At 61.3% G+C, this 16,017-nt stretch carries 17 protein-coding genes; 12 read left to right on the top strand and 5 right to left on the bottom strand.

The window, feature by feature from the left end; translation table 11 throughout:
• Window positions 1-12 precede the first annotated feature (12 nt).
• The 5 genes from QCE69_RS10665 (at window position 13) to QCE69_RS10645 (ending at window position 5,208) form a co-directional block, all read left to right on the top strand.
• Window positions 13-936: a dihydrodipicolinate synthase family protein gene (locus QCE69_RS10665; RefSeq protein ID WP_309930627.1), complete on the top strand. Its 924-nt coding sequence runs from the start codon at window positions 13-15 to the stop codon at window positions 934-936.
• A gap of 68 nt (window positions 937-1,004) precedes the next feature.
• Window positions 1,005-2,300, top strand: a complete 1,296-nt coding sequence (locus tag QCE69_RS10660) for an MFS transporter (RefSeq protein ID WP_309812896.1) — start codon at window positions 1,005-1,007, stop codon at window positions 2,298-2,300.
• 14 nt (window positions 2,301-2,314) lie between these two features.
• Window positions 2,315-3,532 carry an alpha-hydroxy acid oxidase gene (locus QCE69_RS10655; protein WP_309930626.1) on the top strand — a complete coding sequence of 406 codons (1,218 nt, stop codon included), beginning with the start codon at window positions 2,315-2,317 and terminating at the stop codon, window positions 3,530-3,532.
• Window positions 3,529-4,479 (top strand): NAD(P)-dependent oxidoreductase, encoded by a 951-nt coding sequence (locus QCE69_RS10650; protein WP_309917800.1) that lies wholly within the window; start codon window positions 3,529-3,531, stop codon window positions 4,477-4,479. Before QCE69_RS10655 ends, QCE69_RS10650 begins: the two co-directional genes overlap by 4 nt.
• Before the next feature lie 90 nt (window positions 4,480-4,569).
• Window positions 4,570-5,208 (top strand): cysteine hydrolase, encoded by a 639-nt coding sequence (locus QCE69_RS10645; protein WP_309930625.1) that lies wholly within the window; start codon window positions 4,570-4,572, stop codon window positions 5,206-5,208.
• Window positions 5,209-5,223: 15 nt separating this feature from the next.
• On the opposite strand, the gene QCE69_RS10640 is transcribed toward QCE69_RS10645, so the two are convergent.
• Complete coding sequence (locus QCE69_RS10640; protein ID WP_309930624.1) at window positions 5,224-5,988, bottom strand: haloacid dehalogenase type II; 765 nt, start codon at window positions 5,986-5,988, stop codon at window positions 5,224-5,226.
• A 214-nt stretch (window positions 5,989-6,202) separates the two neighbouring features.
• Between QCE69_RS10640 and QCE69_RS10635 the strand changes: the two genes are divergently transcribed.
• From QCE69_RS10635 to QCE69_RS10620, 4 genes are all read left to right on the top strand, one after another.
• A complete protein-coding gene (locus tag QCE69_RS10635; RefSeq protein WP_404987849.1) occupies window positions 6,203-7,822 on the top strand; it encodes an amidohydrolase in 1,620 nt (539 codons plus the stop codon).
• Window positions 7,819-8,805, top strand: coding sequence for a GTP-binding protein (locus QCE69_RS10630; RefSeq protein WP_309930622.1), 987 nt, complete (start codon window positions 7,819-7,821; stop codon window positions 8,803-8,805). The genes QCE69_RS10635 and QCE69_RS10630 overlap by 4 nt, the downstream gene beginning before the upstream one ends.
• Before the next feature lie 41 nt (window positions 8,806-8,846).
• Window positions 8,847-9,515 (top strand): MarC family protein, encoded by a 669-nt coding sequence (locus tag QCE69_RS10625; RefSeq protein WP_309812925.1) that lies wholly within the window; start codon window positions 8,847-8,849, stop codon window positions 9,513-9,515.
• A 98-nt stretch (window positions 9,516-9,613) separates the two neighbouring features.
• Window positions 9,614-10,180, top strand: a complete 567-nt coding sequence (locus tag QCE69_RS10620; RefSeq protein ID WP_309930620.1) for an FcoT family thioesterase — start codon at window positions 9,614-9,616, stop codon at window positions 10,178-10,180.
• 14 nt (window positions 10,181-10,194) lie between these two features.
• On the opposite strand, the gene QCE69_RS10615 is transcribed toward QCE69_RS10620, so the two are convergent.
• The 3 genes from QCE69_RS10615 to QCE69_RS10605 all read right to left on the bottom strand — a co-directional run bounded on the left by QCE69_RS10615 (window position 10,195) and on the right by QCE69_RS10605 (window position 13,175).
• Window positions 10,195-10,464, bottom strand: coding sequence for a DUF1488 family protein (locus tag QCE69_RS10615; protein WP_309812929.1), 270 nt, complete (start codon window positions 10,462-10,464; stop codon window positions 10,195-10,197).
• Between the two features lie 210 nt (window positions 10,465-10,674).
• Window positions 10,675-12,243: a hypothetical protein gene (locus QCE69_RS10610; protein WP_309930618.1), complete on the bottom strand. Its 1,569-nt coding sequence runs from the start codon at window positions 12,241-12,243 to the stop codon at window positions 10,675-10,677.
• A complete protein-coding gene (locus QCE69_RS10605; RefSeq protein ID WP_309930617.1) occupies window positions 12,240-13,175 on the bottom strand; it encodes a glycosyltransferase family 2 protein in 936 nt (311 codons plus the stop codon). The genes QCE69_RS10610 and QCE69_RS10605 overlap by 4 nt, the downstream gene beginning before the upstream one ends.
• Before the next feature lie 336 nt (window positions 13,176-13,511).
• On the opposite strand from QCE69_RS10605, the gene QCE69_RS10600 reads away from it, so the two are divergent.
• Window positions 13,512-14,207, top strand: a complete 696-nt coding sequence (locus tag QCE69_RS10600; protein WP_309917775.1) for a class I SAM-dependent methyltransferase — start codon at window positions 13,512-13,514, stop codon at window positions 14,205-14,207.
• An 83-nt stretch (window positions 14,208-14,290) separates the two neighbouring features.
• A complete protein-coding gene (locus QCE69_RS10595) occupies window positions 14,291-14,662 on the top strand; it encodes a GtrA family protein (RefSeq protein ID WP_309917771.1) in 372 nt (123 codons plus the stop codon).
• On the opposite strand, the gene QCE69_RS10590 is transcribed toward QCE69_RS10595, so the two are convergent.
• Entirely contained in the window at window positions 14,656-14,886 is a 231-nt protein-coding gene (locus tag QCE69_RS10590; RefSeq protein WP_309930616.1) for a hypothetical protein, read from the bottom strand. The two genes, QCE69_RS10595 and QCE69_RS10590, sit on opposite strands and share 7 nt — an antisense overlap.
• 215 nt (window positions 14,887-15,101) lie before the next feature.
• Here QCE69_RS10590 and QCE69_RS10585 point away from each other — a divergent pair, with 215 nt between their 5' ends.
• Window positions 15,102-15,998 (top strand): glycine betaine ABC transporter substrate-binding protein, encoded by an 897-nt coding sequence (locus QCE69_RS10585; RefSeq protein ID WP_309930615.1) that lies wholly within the window; start codon window positions 15,102-15,104, stop codon window positions 15,996-15,998.
• Window positions 15,999-16,017 lie beyond the last annotated feature (19 nt).

Genomic DNA, 16,017 nt, shown 5'->3' with positions numbered 1-16,017 from the left:
CACGTCAACAGCATGTCAAACGATAGCCACTATCGCGGCGTCTTTCCGGTCGTCCCGACGATTTTCAACGACGCAGGCGCACTCGACCTCGAAGGCCAGAAGCGCTGCATCGACTTCATGATCGATGCGGGTTCGAACGGACTGAGCATTCTCGCGAACTTCTCCGAGCAGTTCGTCCTCACTGACAATGAACGCGACGCCGTCATGCACACGGTGCTCGAACACGTGGCCGGCCGCGTGCCGGTCATCGTCACGACGACGCACTTCAGCAGCGAAGTCTGCGCACAGCGCAGCCGCGCCGCGGAAGCCGCGGGTGCGGCGATGGTGATGATCATGCCGCCGTACCATGGCGCGACCATCCGCGTGACCGAGAAGGGCATCTACGAGTTCTTCAGCAAGGTGTCCGACGCGCTCCGCATTCCGATCATGATCCAGGACGCACCTGTCGCGGGCACGCCGCTGTCCGCGCCGTTCCTCGCGCGCATGGCGCGTGAGATCGAGCACGTGTCGTACTTCAAGATCGAGACGGCGCAGGCCGCGGCGAAGCTGCGCGAGCTCATCGAGCTGGGCGGCGACAGCGTGATCGGTCCGTGGGACGGCGAGGAAGCCATTACGCTGATGCCCGATCTCGATGCGGGCGCAACGGGCTCCATGACCGGCGGCGGTTATCCGGACGGCATTCGCAAGATCGTCGATGCGCACGCGCGCGGCGATCGCGAAACGGCGGCCGCGCTGTATCAGCAATGGCTCCCGCTCATCAACTACGAAAACCGCCAATGCGGGCTTGCCGCCTGCAAGATCCTGATGAAGGAAGGCGGCGTCATCGGCTCGGAGGCCGTGCGTCATCCGCTGGCGCCCGTGCATCCGAAGATCCGTGAAGGCTTGCTCGAAGTCGCGCGCCGTCTGGATCCGCTCGTGCTGCGCTGGGGCCGCTGAACACCTTTCGCCCGCAATAAGGGCACACCGCTACGGCTTACTTCACAAAAACAATCAGGAGACAGGACATGGATGTGTCCGGTGTACAGACCGCCCGAATGACGAGCGTGCGATGGAAGATCTTTCTTCTTCTGCTGCTGCTCGTATCGATCAACTATATCGATCGCGCGGCGCTGTCCGTCGCGATGCCGGCAATCGCGGCGGAATTCGATCTCTCGCCCGAGCGGCAAGGGCTCATCCTCAGCTCGTTTTTCTGGACCTATCTTTTCATGCAGGTGCCTTCGGGCATGCTTGCCGACCGCCTGAAGCCGCGCGCGCTGATCGCGTGGGCGACCATCGGCTGGGGCGCGTTCCAGGCGCTCGGCGCCCTCTGCACGGGCTGGTTCGCGTTGCTGCTGACGCGTCTTGGACTCGGCATCACGGAAGCGCCGATCTATCCGGGCGGCGGCAAGCTCAACGCGCTCTGGCTCACGCAGAACGAGAAGACGCGCGGCGCATCCATCGTCGATGCAGGCAGCGCGCTCGGCTCCGGCGTGGGCGCAGTGGTGGTTGCAACGCTGATGACGTGGTTCGGTTCGTGGCGCGCGGCGTTCGTCGTGGCGGGCGTCGGTACGATTCTCTGCGGCATCTGGGCTTGGTGGTACATCCGCAATACGCCGCGCGAGCATCCGTCGATCAGTCAGGCGGAAATAGATTATATCGAGCGCGCGCATGCGGAAGAAGATGCACGAGAGCCTAAGACCGCAGCGGGCGGCTCGATGCTGCGCTTCTTCGGTTTCCGTTCCGTGTGGGGCATGTGCGCGAGCCACACGTGTACGAACCTGATCTTCTTCGGCCTGATGACCTGGCTGCCGACCTATCTCTACAAGGCGCATGGTTTCGATCTGAAGTCGCTCGGCGGCGCGACCTTCATCATCTTCTTCGCGGGCTTCGTCGGCGAAGTGATCGCCGGATCGCTCGCGGACAAGTGGAAGGCGGCAGGCGGCAGTTCGAACCTGGTGTATCGCAGCATGATGATGATCGGCGCGTTCGCGGTAGCCGCGTCCATGCTCGGTGTCGCCAACGTGCGCGCACCGTTCGCCGTGGTCGGGCTGTTGTGCGTCGCGCTGTTCTTCCTGCGCTGGTGCGGCGGCTGCAACTGGGCGACGCCTGCCATGCTCGCCACCCGTGCGCGCACTGGCACGCTGAATGGCATCATGAATTTTGTAGGCAATATTGCGGGCATCTTCGTGCCGATCTTCATCGGCTATATCGTGCAGACGACCGGCTCGTACTTCCTCGCGCTGATGTTCTTCGTCGCCGTCGCGGTGTTCCAGATGATCGTGGTGCTGGCGATCGACTATCAGAAGAAGCTGCCGGTTTGAGGACAGACGAGAACATGCAGCGTCGTCTTTATTCCGGCAATGACCCGCGCCGCGCGCACAGCATCGAGGACTTGCGCGCGATGGCGGCGCGGCGCGTGCCGAACTTCTGCTTCGAATACGTGGAAGGCGGCGCGGAAGAGGAGGCCACGTTGCGGCGCAATCGCGACGTGTTCGCGGAGATCGCGTTCAGGCCGCGCTCGCTCGTGGATGTCTCGAAGCGCGACATCAGCATCAATCTCTTCGGGAAGCGCAGCGCGGCGCCGTTCATGATCGCGCCGACGGGTTTCAGCGGCTTGCTGTCACACGAAGGCGACATCGCGCTGGCAGGAGCGGCGGCTGCAGCCGGCATTCCGTTCATCCTGAGCAATGCGTCGACGGTGCCGCTCGAACGCGTGATCGAGCGCGCGGGCGGACGCGTGTGGATGCAGGTCTACATGTACCGCACGCGGGACTTCGTGGCGAAGCTCGCGGAGCGCGCGCAACTTGCAGGCGTCGAAGCGCTTGTAGTGACCACCGACAGCGCCATCTACGGCAAGCGCGAATGGGATCTGCGCAATTACGCGCGTCCGCTCAAGCTCGACCTGCGCAATACGCTCGATGTGCTCGCGCATCCGCGCTGGATGCTCGACGTGTTATGGCCGCACGGCATGCCGCGCTTCGCCAATCTCGGCGATCTGCTGCCGCCGGGGCAGGACAGCGTGCGCGGCGCGGCGTCGGCGCTGGCGAAGGAACTCGACCCTTCGTTGTCGTGGGAGGATATTCGCTGGCTGCGGGATCGCTGGCCGGGACGGCTCATCGTGAAGGGGCTGCTGCATCCGGACGATGCGGTGCGCGCCGCGTCGCTGGGTGCGGATGGCATCGTGCTGTCGAACCATGGCGGACGACAACTCGACGGTTCCATCTCGGCCATGGACGTGTTGCCCGACGTCGTCGACGCCGTGAAAGGACGTCTCGCCGTGATGCTCGACGGCGGTTTCAGGCGCGGCGGCGATATCGTCAAGGCCATGGCATATGGTGCGGATGCGGTCCTCGTCGGCCGTGCGACGACGTATGGACTCGCGGCGGGCGGCCGTGCGGGCGTGGATCGCGCGATCGAGATACTGAAGACGGAGGTCGATCGCGTGATTGGCCTGCTGGGCTGTGGGAGCATCGGCGCGCTGGATCGGCAGTATGTGAAGTGGAGCCTGCGTGCAGAAGCGCTCGAACAGGTACATGAGATGGAGTTGCAATGAACGTGACTGGACAGGAAACGACATCGGGGGCGCGCATCGAGCGCGTCGGCATGGTGGGATTGGGACTGATGGGCAGTGCCATCGCGGTCCAGGTGCTCAATAAGGGGTTCAGGCTGTCGGCGCTCGCGCATCGCAGCCGCACGGCGATCGATGCGCTCGTCGCTCAGGGCGCAACCGAAAGCGCTAGTGCGGCCGAGCTTGCGCGCAACGCCGATGTCATCATCATCTGCGTGACCGGCACGCCTCAGGTGCGCGATGTCGTGTTTCGTGAAGACGGGCTGCTTGCGGGCGCGCATGAAGGGTTGATCGTCATCGACAGCAGCACATCCGATCCCGAGTTCGCGAAGGAAGCCGCCGCCGCGTTTGAAAGGAAGGGCGCATGCTTTCTCGATGCGCCGGTGAACCGCACGCCGAAGGAAGCGCGCGAAGGGCGGCTGAATGTGCTCGTGGGCGGGGAGGCGGGCGTGCTCGATCGCGTGCGTCCATTGATGGCCGCGTACGCGGAGACCGTGCATCATCTCGGCGGCCACGGCGCGGGCTATTGCGCGAAGCTGGTTCATAACTTCATCGCGCAAGCCAATGGCGCGATTCTCGCGGAAGCCTTTGGTACGGCAGCGAAGGCCGGTCTCGACCTGCACGAATTCGCCGCTGTGTGCCGCCTGAGCGGGGCGCACAGCAAGACCTTCGATCGCATCGTGCCGTATCTGCTCGAAGGCGACGACAGCGGTCAGCAGTTCGCCATCCGCAATGCCGCGAAAGATATGCGCTCGTATGCGCAACTCGCGTCGGCGCAATCGTCGACGGCGGTGATCGCGGAAGCAGTGCGGCAGATGTATGTGCTGGCGACCAATCTCGGGCACGGGGATGCCTATGTGCCGCGCATGTTCGATGTGTTGCGGGAATTGAACGGGATGCCGGTCTCGTCTTCCGCTGATGTGCAACGCTAGCCGCGCGGCCGGAAGCGTGTCAGCCGAGTGTCGGCGTAAAATCTTCGGTCTGGCGCCGACCCGCCTCGATCCTGCCGACCCGGAGACATCATGCGTGCCGTGCTGAGTGTGCTATGCGCCTTCTGGCTTTTCTCTTCCTCCAACAGTGCGGCACAGGCCGACATCATCGCTTCATGGCAGTCGACGCAGATGCCGCCACCGCCGCTGTTGAAGCCGTTCACCGTGACCGATCCTGCTCACGCAGCCTTGCTGCTGCTGGATTTCGATACCAGCACCTGCAACACAAAGGAGCGTCCGACCTGTGCGGCCTCGCTGCCGTACGTCGAAGACCTGCTCAAGAAGGCACGCCGCGCGAACCTGATGATCGTCTATAGCCTGACGAGCACGGGCACGATGCAGGCAGTGCCGCCGTCCATCACTGCTATCGGGGATGAAACGGTGGTGCAGTCGGGCGTCGACAAGTTCTTCGGAACGGATCTGGAAGCCGCTCTGAAGTCGAGGGGGATTCAGACGGTGATCGTGACCGGCACCATGGCGCACGGCGCGGTGCTGTACACCGCAAGCGAAGCCGCGTTGCGCGGCTTCAAGGTCGTCGTGCCGACCGACGGCATGTCGAGCAAGGACCCGTTCGGCGAAGTGTCGGCAGCGTGGGTGCTCGCGAATGCGCCGGCTGGCGTGAGCAGGAACGTCACGCTCAGCCGGTCGGGCATGATCGGGTTCGGGCAGTAGGGCGTCTCGGCCCTTTCAGCGGTCCAATAGCTCGGCTAAAGCAGTCAGGCTCGGGGCGAACGCGTCGAACCAGGCTTCATCGCTCGTATCCGGGTTGCCGCCCGGGCCGAATTCCAGCGGCCGGGGAATGAACGCCACGCGGAAGCCGAATGCCTTTGCGGCCTCGAGGTCGTACTTGTGGCAGGCCACCATCAGGATAGCGTTTGCATCCAGACCGAAAGATCGCTGCGCGAGCGCGTACACCTTCGGATCAGGCTTGGAAGAGCGCACCAGTTCGGCGGTCAATACGCAATCGAACGGCAGATCGTGCTGCTTGACGATGTGGATGAGGGACGACATCGAGCCGTTTGAAAGCGTCGAAAGCGTGTATCGATCGCGTAACTGCATCAGGCCCGGCCGCGTATCCGGCCAGGGCTTCAGCGTGCTCCACGCCGCGCTCAGTTCAGTGCGATCCTGCTGCGTGAATGCGTCTTCCCACAACGAGGCATGTAAAGCCGTGTCCAGCGTTTCCCGATAGATCTGGTCCGTCGAGCGCCAGCTAGCCGTCCCGTTGATGACCTGATCCAGCTGAACGCGATACGCGTGACGCCAATGCGCCAGCAAGCCGGACCACGCGGTGGCCGTCGCGTCCTTCACGGCGAACTTCGATCCAGCCTCGACAATCGTGCCGTAGAAATTCAGCAGCGTACCTTGCATGTCGAATGCGATGGCCTTGATGCCGCGTGGATCGAGCTTCGAATAGGCACGGGTCGCCGGGGATGATGCGGTGCTCGTGTTCATGCTTTCCTCTCTGCGGGTCGTCTGCTGGTTTCAATCAGTGTTCACAGAGTAGCGGCCATTAATTAAGCTGGATTTACGCAGACGAATCCAGAGTACGGGATCCAGATAATTTTCAACTCATTCATGGCAATCAGCATAGGGAGTGTTATCCGAGAAGGTTGGTATGCCATGCGTCATCGTGGTTGATCTGATCTTTTGAACTCCGAGGTGAATGATGAGCGTGACGAGCACGAATATCGAAGTAGGCGAGGAGATGGTCGCGGGTTTCGCGAAGAAGGGTCTCAAGCAATTGAAGCCCGCGACGCAGCGAGACCGCGGCGAGGGCCCTTTTCACCGGCTCGTGCTGCGCGGCGCGACCGTGATCGACGGCACCGGAGCGCCGCCGTTCGGTCCAGCGGACATCGTGATCGAAGACGGCAGGATCACTGACATCGCCGTGGTCGGCGTCCCTCACAAGCCACTGAAACAGGACGGACGTCCCGCAGCAGGAGACAGGGAAATCGATTGCACCGGCAAATACGTGACGCCGGGCTTCATCGACAGTCATGCGCATATCGGCACGCCCTTTCACGCCGAAAACGGCGAGATGATGCCGGCGGACTACATCTACAAGCTGTGGCTCGCGCATGGCGTCACGTCGGTGCGCGAGACCGGGTGCATGAACGGACTCGCCTGGACGCGCGAGCAAAAGGCGGCAGCCGAAGCCAACCGGATCGCTGCTCCGCACCTGTATCCCTATGTGTACTTCCCTGCCGTCAACGATTACCTGAAGGCCATCTACAGTCCCGAGCAGGGCCGTGAATGGCTGCGGGCAGCGCGCGACAAAGGTGCGGAAGGCGTGAAGTTCTTCGGTGCGCCGCCCGCGATCATGCAGGCGGCACTCGACGAATGCCGCAAGCTGGGCCTGCGGGCGTGTTGCCATCATGCGCAGTCATCGGTCGGCAGCATGAATGCGTTGAGAACGGCGCGCTGGGGCCTGACGAGCACCGAGCATTCCTACGGCATTCCAGAAGCCCTGTTCGATGGACGCTCGCTACAGGCCATCTCCGACGACTACAACTATAACGACGAGTACTTGCGCTTCTCCACAGCGGGCCAGACCTTCCTTCAGGCAGCAGAACCAGGCTCGCAGAAATGGAACGATGTGCTCGACGCCTTCCTCGAAGCGGGGCATACGTTCGTGCCGACGCTGAACGTCTATGACGGCAATCGCGATGTCATGCGCGCACGTCGCGCGGAATGGCACGATTCCTACACGGATCAGACGACGTGGAAGTACTTCCAGCCCCAGCGCGGCGGACACGGTGCGTACTTTTACCGCTGGTCCGTGAAGAACGAGGTGGAATGGCGCGAGAGCTATCGCATCCTGATGCACTTCCTCAACGACTACAAGAACCGCGGCGGGCGTGTCTGCCCCGGAAGCGATTCGGGTTTCATGTACCAGATCTACGGATTCGGCTACATCCGCGAACTGGAATTGCTCCAGGAAGCGGGCTTCCTGCCTTCCGAGGTATTGCGTGCCGGGACTTCGCATGCCGCGGACCTGCTGGGTATTGGCGAAGAGGCGGGCGTGCTCGAAGTAGGACGGCGCGGCGACGTGCTGGTGCATCGCGAGAATCCTCTGGCGGATTTCAAGCTTCTGTACGGAACCGGCGCGATGCGCCTCAACGACGATCTCGGCACGGTCGAGCAGAAGCGTGCGCTGGAACTGACCATCAAGTCCGGTGTGGTGTTCGATGTCGATGAACTGCTGCACGACGTTCGCGAGTTGGTCGCGACGACCTGGCCCAAAGGCGCGACGCCCTTCCACACGGCGACGGAGCAAGCGAAATGAACGGGCACGGCACTCAATTCGTGGTGCTCGCCGGCATGCTCGGCAGCGGCAAGACGACCTTGCTCGAAGCGCTGCTCGCCGATGACGAAGCGGCTGCCATGACCGCCGTGATCGTCAACGAAGTCGGGGCGATCAATATCGACGGTGCGGTGCTGTCGGAGTCGGCGCGCGGCATTCCCATGGCAACGCTCAGCAACGGCTGCGTGTGCTGCTCGTTGACCGATGACCTCGTGACGACGATCGAAGATCTCGTCGACACACGCGCGCGAAACGGACAGCCTGCGTTCGAACGCATCGTGCTGGAGTGCAGCGGTTTGTCCCGTCCGGGACAGGTGATGCGTTCGTTGAGTCCGCTTGCTTCGATGGGGCTGCGCATTCATATCGTCGCGACCTATGATTGCAGCCGCCCGCCGCTTGACACGGAGGATTTCGACAGCGTGTCGGCACAACTCGGCGCCGCGCATACGATCGTGCTGACGAAGACGGACTTGATCGGCACGGAACAACGGCGGCTCGCACGGGACAATGCCCATCGGCTGAATCCGCTGGCGCGTGTCGTCGATGCCGATACGGCCGCGATGCGAGCCACGGAAGCGTTTCGCGAAGTGCAGGGGGCCACGGCGTTCGACTGGACTGCGCGGGGATTCAACAGCCATGCACCGCGCGCCTTGCTGCATCCGCGCGTGCGGGTCTTTTGCGCGCGCTTTCGCCGCGCAACGGAATGGGAACAGACCCTGGACTGGATCGAAGACGTGTCGGGCGCGCTCGGCGAGCGCCTGTTGAGGATGAAGGCCATCGTTCCCGGTCCTTCGGGCGAAGACCGCGTGCTCTTGCAAAGCGTGGGCACGACGTTCTCCCAGCCGCGTCGTCTGGAGGGTGCTTCCGACATGGCCGCCATCTTCATCGTCAGGGACTGCGGGCTCGGTGATTTCGAAGCATTCGCCCTGGACGGATCGATTCGCTGGACCTCGCTGCAAAGCTGACGCGCTTTCACTGGACACAGAGGGACAACGGACCCGCCATCATGTCGATGTTGAACGAATTTTCCAAGTCGGTATTGCTGATCGTCACGACGCTCTTTCCGATCATCAATCCGCCTGCTGTTGCATTGATCGTATTGAGCATGGTGCGGGGCGCCAGCGACCGGGATCTCGCGGAGCTTGCGCGCCGGATTGCCATCAACGGTTTCGTGATCCTGCTCGCCTCCTTGTCGGTCGGCGCGTATGTGCTTTCGTTCTTCGGCATCTCGGAGAACGTGTTGCGTGTTGCGGGCGGCGTCGTCATTGCCATGGCAGGCTGGGGCCTGTTGCAGGCGCCCACTGAGGACAGCACGGCGGAGGAGGTCGCGCCGGCGGCCGACCGCGCGGCATCGCTGCGCACCAAGGCGTTCTATCCGCTGACCTTGCCCATTACCGTCGGGCCCGGATCCATCGCGGTGGCCATCGCACTGGGCACCGGATCGCCGCACGCAGGTCTGCAGCCAGTACACCTGGCCGGCGTCGGCGTCGCACTGGTGCTGCTGTGCCTGAGCATTTTCCTGTGCGTGCGATATTGCGGGCGGCTGGAAAAGTTGCTGGGAAAAGTGGGCACCCAGATCGCGATGAGACTCTTCGCGTTTGTCCTGTTCTGCATCGGCGTTCAGCTGTTGTGGATCGGCGCGTCCGGGTTGATCGAAAGCCTGAAGCTGCATTGACGTCCGGCGCGCAAGCAGGCAAGCAGGCGAGGGGATCATTCCTCGCTAATTGTCGCTACGTAGACTGAATCTACGTAATCCGACCCGAGGAAAGAATCATGCTCGCGCCACTGAAACCACTCGAATCCCCGCTCTTTCAATCCGATAACTTTCGACCCATTCCGGCATTCCTGAGAGACGCCATTCTCGAGCCTTACAAGGCGGAATGCGTTTATATCGACAGGGCTTTCCGGGATATTTCGGTTGATCATGAATTGGTCGCGTTTGCCGAAGTCTGCGTTCCCGAGACGTTCTATGGCTCACAGACCGGTCACTTCAACGCGGTGGAATCGCTACTCTGTCTCAATCAGATCGCGTTTCTCACGATTGCCGACTTCGTGACCGATGATGCCCCTCATGCTTTTCGCGAGGCTATCGGCACGGCGGATCTTCAGAGCTTCAAGGAGAACGTGCTGACGCGCACGTTCATCACGTCCGTGAAGACACAGTTCAGGCGCACGCTGGATGGCCGGAACGTCGTCATGCGCTTCTCGTTCACGAAAATGCGCAAGCATGCCGGCATGGTGTTCATGGCATCGGAGTTTGAATTCACCGATGCGCAAAGCGCCCCGAACAAGCCGCCCGCCTTCTTTGGACAAGCGACTTTTGCGATTCCGGTGATGTGAAGATGAACAGCGAGCTAAGCCTCGCCGAGGTCATGCGCCGTCAACAGGATCCGCGAGCCGCGCAAGACGCGGCTCTTCTTGTCGGCGGCTTCCAGAATCCGTTTGAGTCCGCGCTCGAACACCGACAGCAAGGTTCGCTCGTCCGAAGTCCGGCGCTGCAGGAAGTGTCGCTCCAGTGCGTCGCGCGTGACCGCGCACGTAATGGCCTTGCCGCGCGACCGCAGCGTGAAAGTGATGAGGCGCCCCTCGGCAAAGAACCGCGGGCCGCCCTCTAGTGCAAGCATTGCATCCTCGACGTTACATTCGACTGCGACGGCCTCAAACCGTGCGCAGAAGGATTCGTGTCATATGCCTGAAGAGCTATTGACGATGGCGCAGGTTATCAAGAACAAAAATCGCGCGCCATGCGGAAAAAAATAATCGCCTAGTGCGCTCGGGAAGTATGGAACGGCGGCCGGTCTGATGTTTCTTCTCGCAGTCATCGAGTCGCGCATTCACCGGCATGCATGCCGCTCATACAGCGCCCACTTTCCCTCACGCGCAAGCAAGGCCACATCGCACTCGCCATTGGCGAAGTAATCGGCGGGCAAGGGCTCTGCCGACCGGACGAAGATATAGCGATACAAGCGGCCGTTGTCCTGCTTCCAGTCGAACGAGCCTGGAAAGCGATCCAGTTGTGACGCATGCACAGGCAATTGCGCCGGCCTGAAACGCACGATCTGCGGAAGGAACTGGGCGAAGTTCGGATCGACGAAGCCGTGCTTTTCCGCCTGATACCACAGCGCCTGATGCTGATACGCGAACGGACTCCAGTAGGCATCGCTGGCTCCGTCCATCACCAGATTGAGCGCGCGCTGATTCGGCTCCGTTCGGGACAGCAGTTGCTCCAGCGGCGCGATTTCCACCGCGAAACGATGCAGCCGGACCGCCTGATTCGCGAGGAAGATCCAGCAGCCCGCAATGATGACGACTTGCATGACGAAGCCGCGCCTGTCGCGCTTCACGCCGGCAACCGGTTTCGGCGCGACGAACATCAGCGCATAGACGGGCAGCAGAAAGAGCGCGAAGCGCTGATAGAGATACGCCGTGCCGAGCGCGAGGTTCGGCACGGCCAGCCAGATGAACCCCATGACGATCATCGGCACCAGCACCGCGCGATCGGGATTGATACGGTCCCGCCAGAGCCACGGCGCGATGCCCATCAGCACGAAGAGCGGCAAATAAACCGCGCTCCATTTCGTGAGGCCCCACACCATCATCGGAAACAGCAGCAGACGTTTGCCGCCGGTGTCCGACCAGCCCCAGTCGACCTTCGCGACATTGTCGATGGTGTGGCCGAGAACCGGATCGCTGGCGTGACTCCAGAGCGTATAGACGATGCACAGCAGGCCGAGCGGCACGAATGCCGCGAGCGCCAGCAGTTTGCCCCGGATCTGGCGCGGCTTGACGAGCGCAAAGCCCGCACCGATCCCGCAAGCGAACAGAAAGACGAGACCGTGACAGAAGAACAGCGCCACGCCCGCGACGAACACGCCCACGCCGCGGCTGAACGAAGGCTGCGTGGCGGATCGATGGGCGAGCCACATGAACAGCATGCCCACCGGCGCCGCTACCAGAAACGTATAGAAGCCCCATGCAAAGGCAAAGCCGAAGAAACCGGGAATGAAGAGCACATCGAGCCGCGGGTCGCCGTGCAGATGCCTGCGAAAGCCAACGCACGACATGACGAAGCCGACATACGCGATCATCAGGACGAGCTTGAGCGCTGACGAGATCGACATCACGTAAGTGAGCGGCAGCGCCAGACCATAGCCGATCAGATAGGGCGTGAAGAGATTGATGCGCACGAGGCTCTGCCACGCCGACGCATGATCGATCAGGTCGCGCAGCAGCATCACCTGCGCGGCGTGTTGCGGCAGATCGACGAGCGGCGGCCGTGGCGCGATCCAGAACAGCAAGGCTCCGCCGAGCAGCGTCACGATGAACAGCGCTCGCGGCATCCACTCGAGCAATGAACCGCTGCGCGATACCGACGCACTCGCGGACGACCCAAGCATATTCATAAGGTTCGTTCGATGATGAAGCGCGGACGATGCTTCGTCTCCGCATAGGTCTTCGAGATATACCCGCCGATGACGCCGAGGAACAACAACTGGATGCCGCCGAGGAAATACATCGGCACCACGGTGGACGCCCAGCCGGGCACGGCCAGATTGGTGAAGAGACGCGCATACACGGCCCATGCGCCGAAGCACAGCGAGCCAAGCGCGAGGAGCGCGCCGATCCGCGTGCTCCACTGCAAGGGCACGGCGGAGAACGACGTGATGCCGTCAAACGCAAAGGCCAGCATTTTCGCGAGCGGATATTTGCTCGTGCCCGCGAAGCGCGCGGCGCGCTCGTATTCCACGATTGCCGTCCTGAATCCCAGCAGCGGAATGATGCCGCGCAGGAAGAGGTTGACTTCCTGAAACTCCTTGAGGGCATCCAGCGTCTTGCGGCTCATCAGGCGGAAGTCGGCATGACCGGGCAGGATATCGACGCCGAGCGCCTTCAACACCTTGTAGTAGTTCCGCGCGGTGAAGCGCTTGAAGAACGTATCGCTCTTCCGCTTGTGCCGCACGCCGAAGACGATCTCCGCGCCCTTTCGATGCTCTTCGAGCATGCGCGGAATGGCTTCGATATCGTCCTGGAGATCGGCATCGAGGCTCACGAGCACATCGCCTTCCGCAACCAGCAGGCCCGCGAGCAATGCGTTCTGATGCCCGCGATTGCGCGACAGCTTGATGCCCCGGCAACGCGCATTGGATGCGTGCAGGGTCTCGATGATCGACCAGGTCCGGTCGCGCGAACCATCGTCTACAAAGGTGATCCTGCTCTCGTCACTGACTAGGGACGCGGCAATGAGACGCTCCAGAAGCGCAAGCAGACGCGAGCACGTTTCCGTGATGACTTCTTCTTCGTTGTAGCAGGGTACGATGAGATTCAACGTCGTCATAGGCGGAACCCCTGATGCCCAAGGCGTTGGGCGACGTGCAACGCGAATGGATTTCCCGTGATGGCAAGGGACGGACGCGGCAATGCAGCCTTTGATGTCGAAGCGGCACGCGCGATGCAGACAAATGCGGTACATGAATGTCACGTACATACTAAGCGCAGTGCGAAATCAAACACAAGAATTTCATGACTCGATCCGTGTCTTATGCATATGAAAGAAGTTGTAAGCCAAGTACATCTGATGAATCATCACGACATCGTCGAACTGCGCATTGCGCTACAGTAACGGGTAGTCCGGATAGGGCAGACGAATGAATGAAAGGGAGAGAGCACGCGTATGGACAAGGCCGAATTCGATAGCTTTGCAGACGAATATCTCGCGTTGCATACAAAAAATATTTCAGCATCCGGAGAAGGTCCGGCGTTCTTTGCCGAGTACAAGATTCGCGATATCGCCGAGGAAATGGAACGCCGCAACGCGGTGCCCGCGCGCATGCTGGACTTCGGCGCGGGCGTGGGCACGTCGGTGCCGTGGGTGCGCCAGTATCTGCCTGCCGCGCAGCTGACGTGTGCGGACGTATCGGAGCGGTCTCTGGAGCTTGCGAAGAGCCGTTTCGCGGATGACGCACGCTTCGTGCATTTCGACGGGCGCACGCTTCCGTTCGAGCCCGGCGAATTCGACCTCGCCTATGCGATGTGTGTGTTTCATCACATCGATCATGCCGAGCATGTGAGTCTGCTGCGTGAATTGCATCGCGTGGTCGGTGCGCGCGGCACGCTCGTGATATTCGAGCACAACCCTTATAATCCGCTGACCGTACGCGCGGTCAATACCTGTGAATTCGATGTCAATGCCAGGCTCATCACCGCGTCCAGGATGCAGCGCGCATGCCGTGATGCCGGTTTTACCGATGTTCAGGTGCGCTACCGTATCTTTTTCCCGCACGCACTCGCCGCGTTGCGTCCGCTGGAAAAATATCTGACTCACGTGCCGCTTGGTGCGCAATATGCCGTGTACGCAACCGGTGCCTGATTCCGTGTTGCAGGCATCCCCACGCTCACCACTCTGACTTCTCATCAATGATTGCGAATGCAACTTCCAGTCGCAATGTCCGCTTGCAGTTCCTGAAGTATCTGCTGGTTGGAGGCGTGAACACCGTGCTCGCAGGCGCCATCATCCTGGGCGTGCAGGCAGCGGGCGCACGGCCGGTGATCGCGAACATGATCGGTTACGGAGTGGGTGTCGCGATCAGTTTCGCGCTCAACAGCAAGTTCACGTTCCAGACTGCCGCCACGCGTCACGCGGCACTCCGCTTCCTCGTCGTGGTGCTCGTTTCGTATCTCGCGAATCTCGGCGTGGTCCTGCTCGTCCTGCACATCACGCATGCGCCCTACTTTGCACAGTTGAGCGGCATTCCGGTGTATGTCATCGTGGGATTCATCGGCAACAAATATTGGGCGTTGCGCGAAGGGCCCGCGCCTCAGTAGCCGCGCCCGCTATTTGTCCGCTCGCAGCACGCAAACCTCCTGGCATGCTGCGCAGAACGCTGCGCCATCATGTCGGACTCACCGGCTTCTTCCAGCTTTCGCCTCGCATAATCGCGCGTGGTGTCGAGCGGACGACACTGCACACTGTCGCCGCGCACTTCGGCTGAGAGCATCGATTTCGTGACGAGACTCGCCACGGCCTCCACGATGCCGGCCGAGGTCACCCTTCGTCCGATAACCAGATTAACGGCCTTTCAAATCAGTATTAGATTTGCTTAAGCTGCCGCGTTAATTTCACTTTTCCGGCTCATGACATTAGTATCAGCTCACTATGTACCGCACAGATTCTTTTGTCGATTCAGATGACAAGGGTGTCGTTGCGATGAGCTCCTTCGCCAAGGCAGCCATATCCCGCCTTTTGATGACAGCGAGAAAAGCCATGAAGAATTCATTTCTCAGGAAGTTGTGTGCACTGCTGTTCGTTCTGGCGACGCTCTCTCCACCGGTCTCCGCCTGGTCGAAAACGGTCGTGATTGGTGGGAAGAATTTCACCGAGCAGCAATTGATGGCGGAACTCACCGCGCAATTGCTCGAAGCAAGGGGCTTTTCCGTCGACAAGAAAGTCGGCATGGGAAGCATGGTGCTGCGTCAGGCTCAGGAGAATGGGCAAATCGATGTGTACTGGGAATACGTCGGCACTGCGCTGAACAACTACGACAAATTCACCGACAAGCTGAGCGCGCAGGACATGTACCGCAAGGTCAGCGAACTCGACGCGCCGAAGGGTCTCGTCTGGCTCGCTCCATCGAAGGTCGACAACGTCTATGCGTTCGCGATGAATCAGGACGAGGCGAAGAAACTGGGTATCGCGTCGATCAGCGATCTCGCCAAGGTAGTGCGCGGTGGCCAGTCGATGATCTTCGCCTGCAACTCGGAGTTCTACGGCCGCGCGGATGGACTGCGTCCGCTCGAAAAGACCTATGACTTCAGCTTCGGTCCCAGCGAGATCATGCGGATGGATTCGGGCCTCACGTATCAGGCGCTGAAGGACCGGCAAGTCAACGTCGCGCTCGTGTTCACGACAGACGGCCGCATTCCCGCGTTCAATTTTGTGGTGTTGAAGGACGACAAGGGGTTCATCCAGCCGAACACACTCGCGCCGGTGGTGCGCAAGGCAACGCTCGATGCCAACCCGACGCTCGCGCCCACGTTGAACGCACTGGCCGCCCGGCTCGACACGCCCACCATGATTCGCCTCAATGCCAGCGTCGATCTCGAGAAGAAATCGCTGCAAGACGTGGCTCGCGCCTTCCTCCAGCAATCCGGACTGCTCTGATCACATGGCTGGCGCCGCA

The organism is Caballeronia sp. LZ032 (genome assembly GCF_031451315.1).
Taxonomy (GTDB): domain Bacteria; phylum Pseudomonadota; class Gammaproteobacteria; order Burkholderiales; family Burkholderiaceae; genus Caballeronia.
This window is presented reverse-complemented; position numbering and strand designations above follow the sequence as displayed.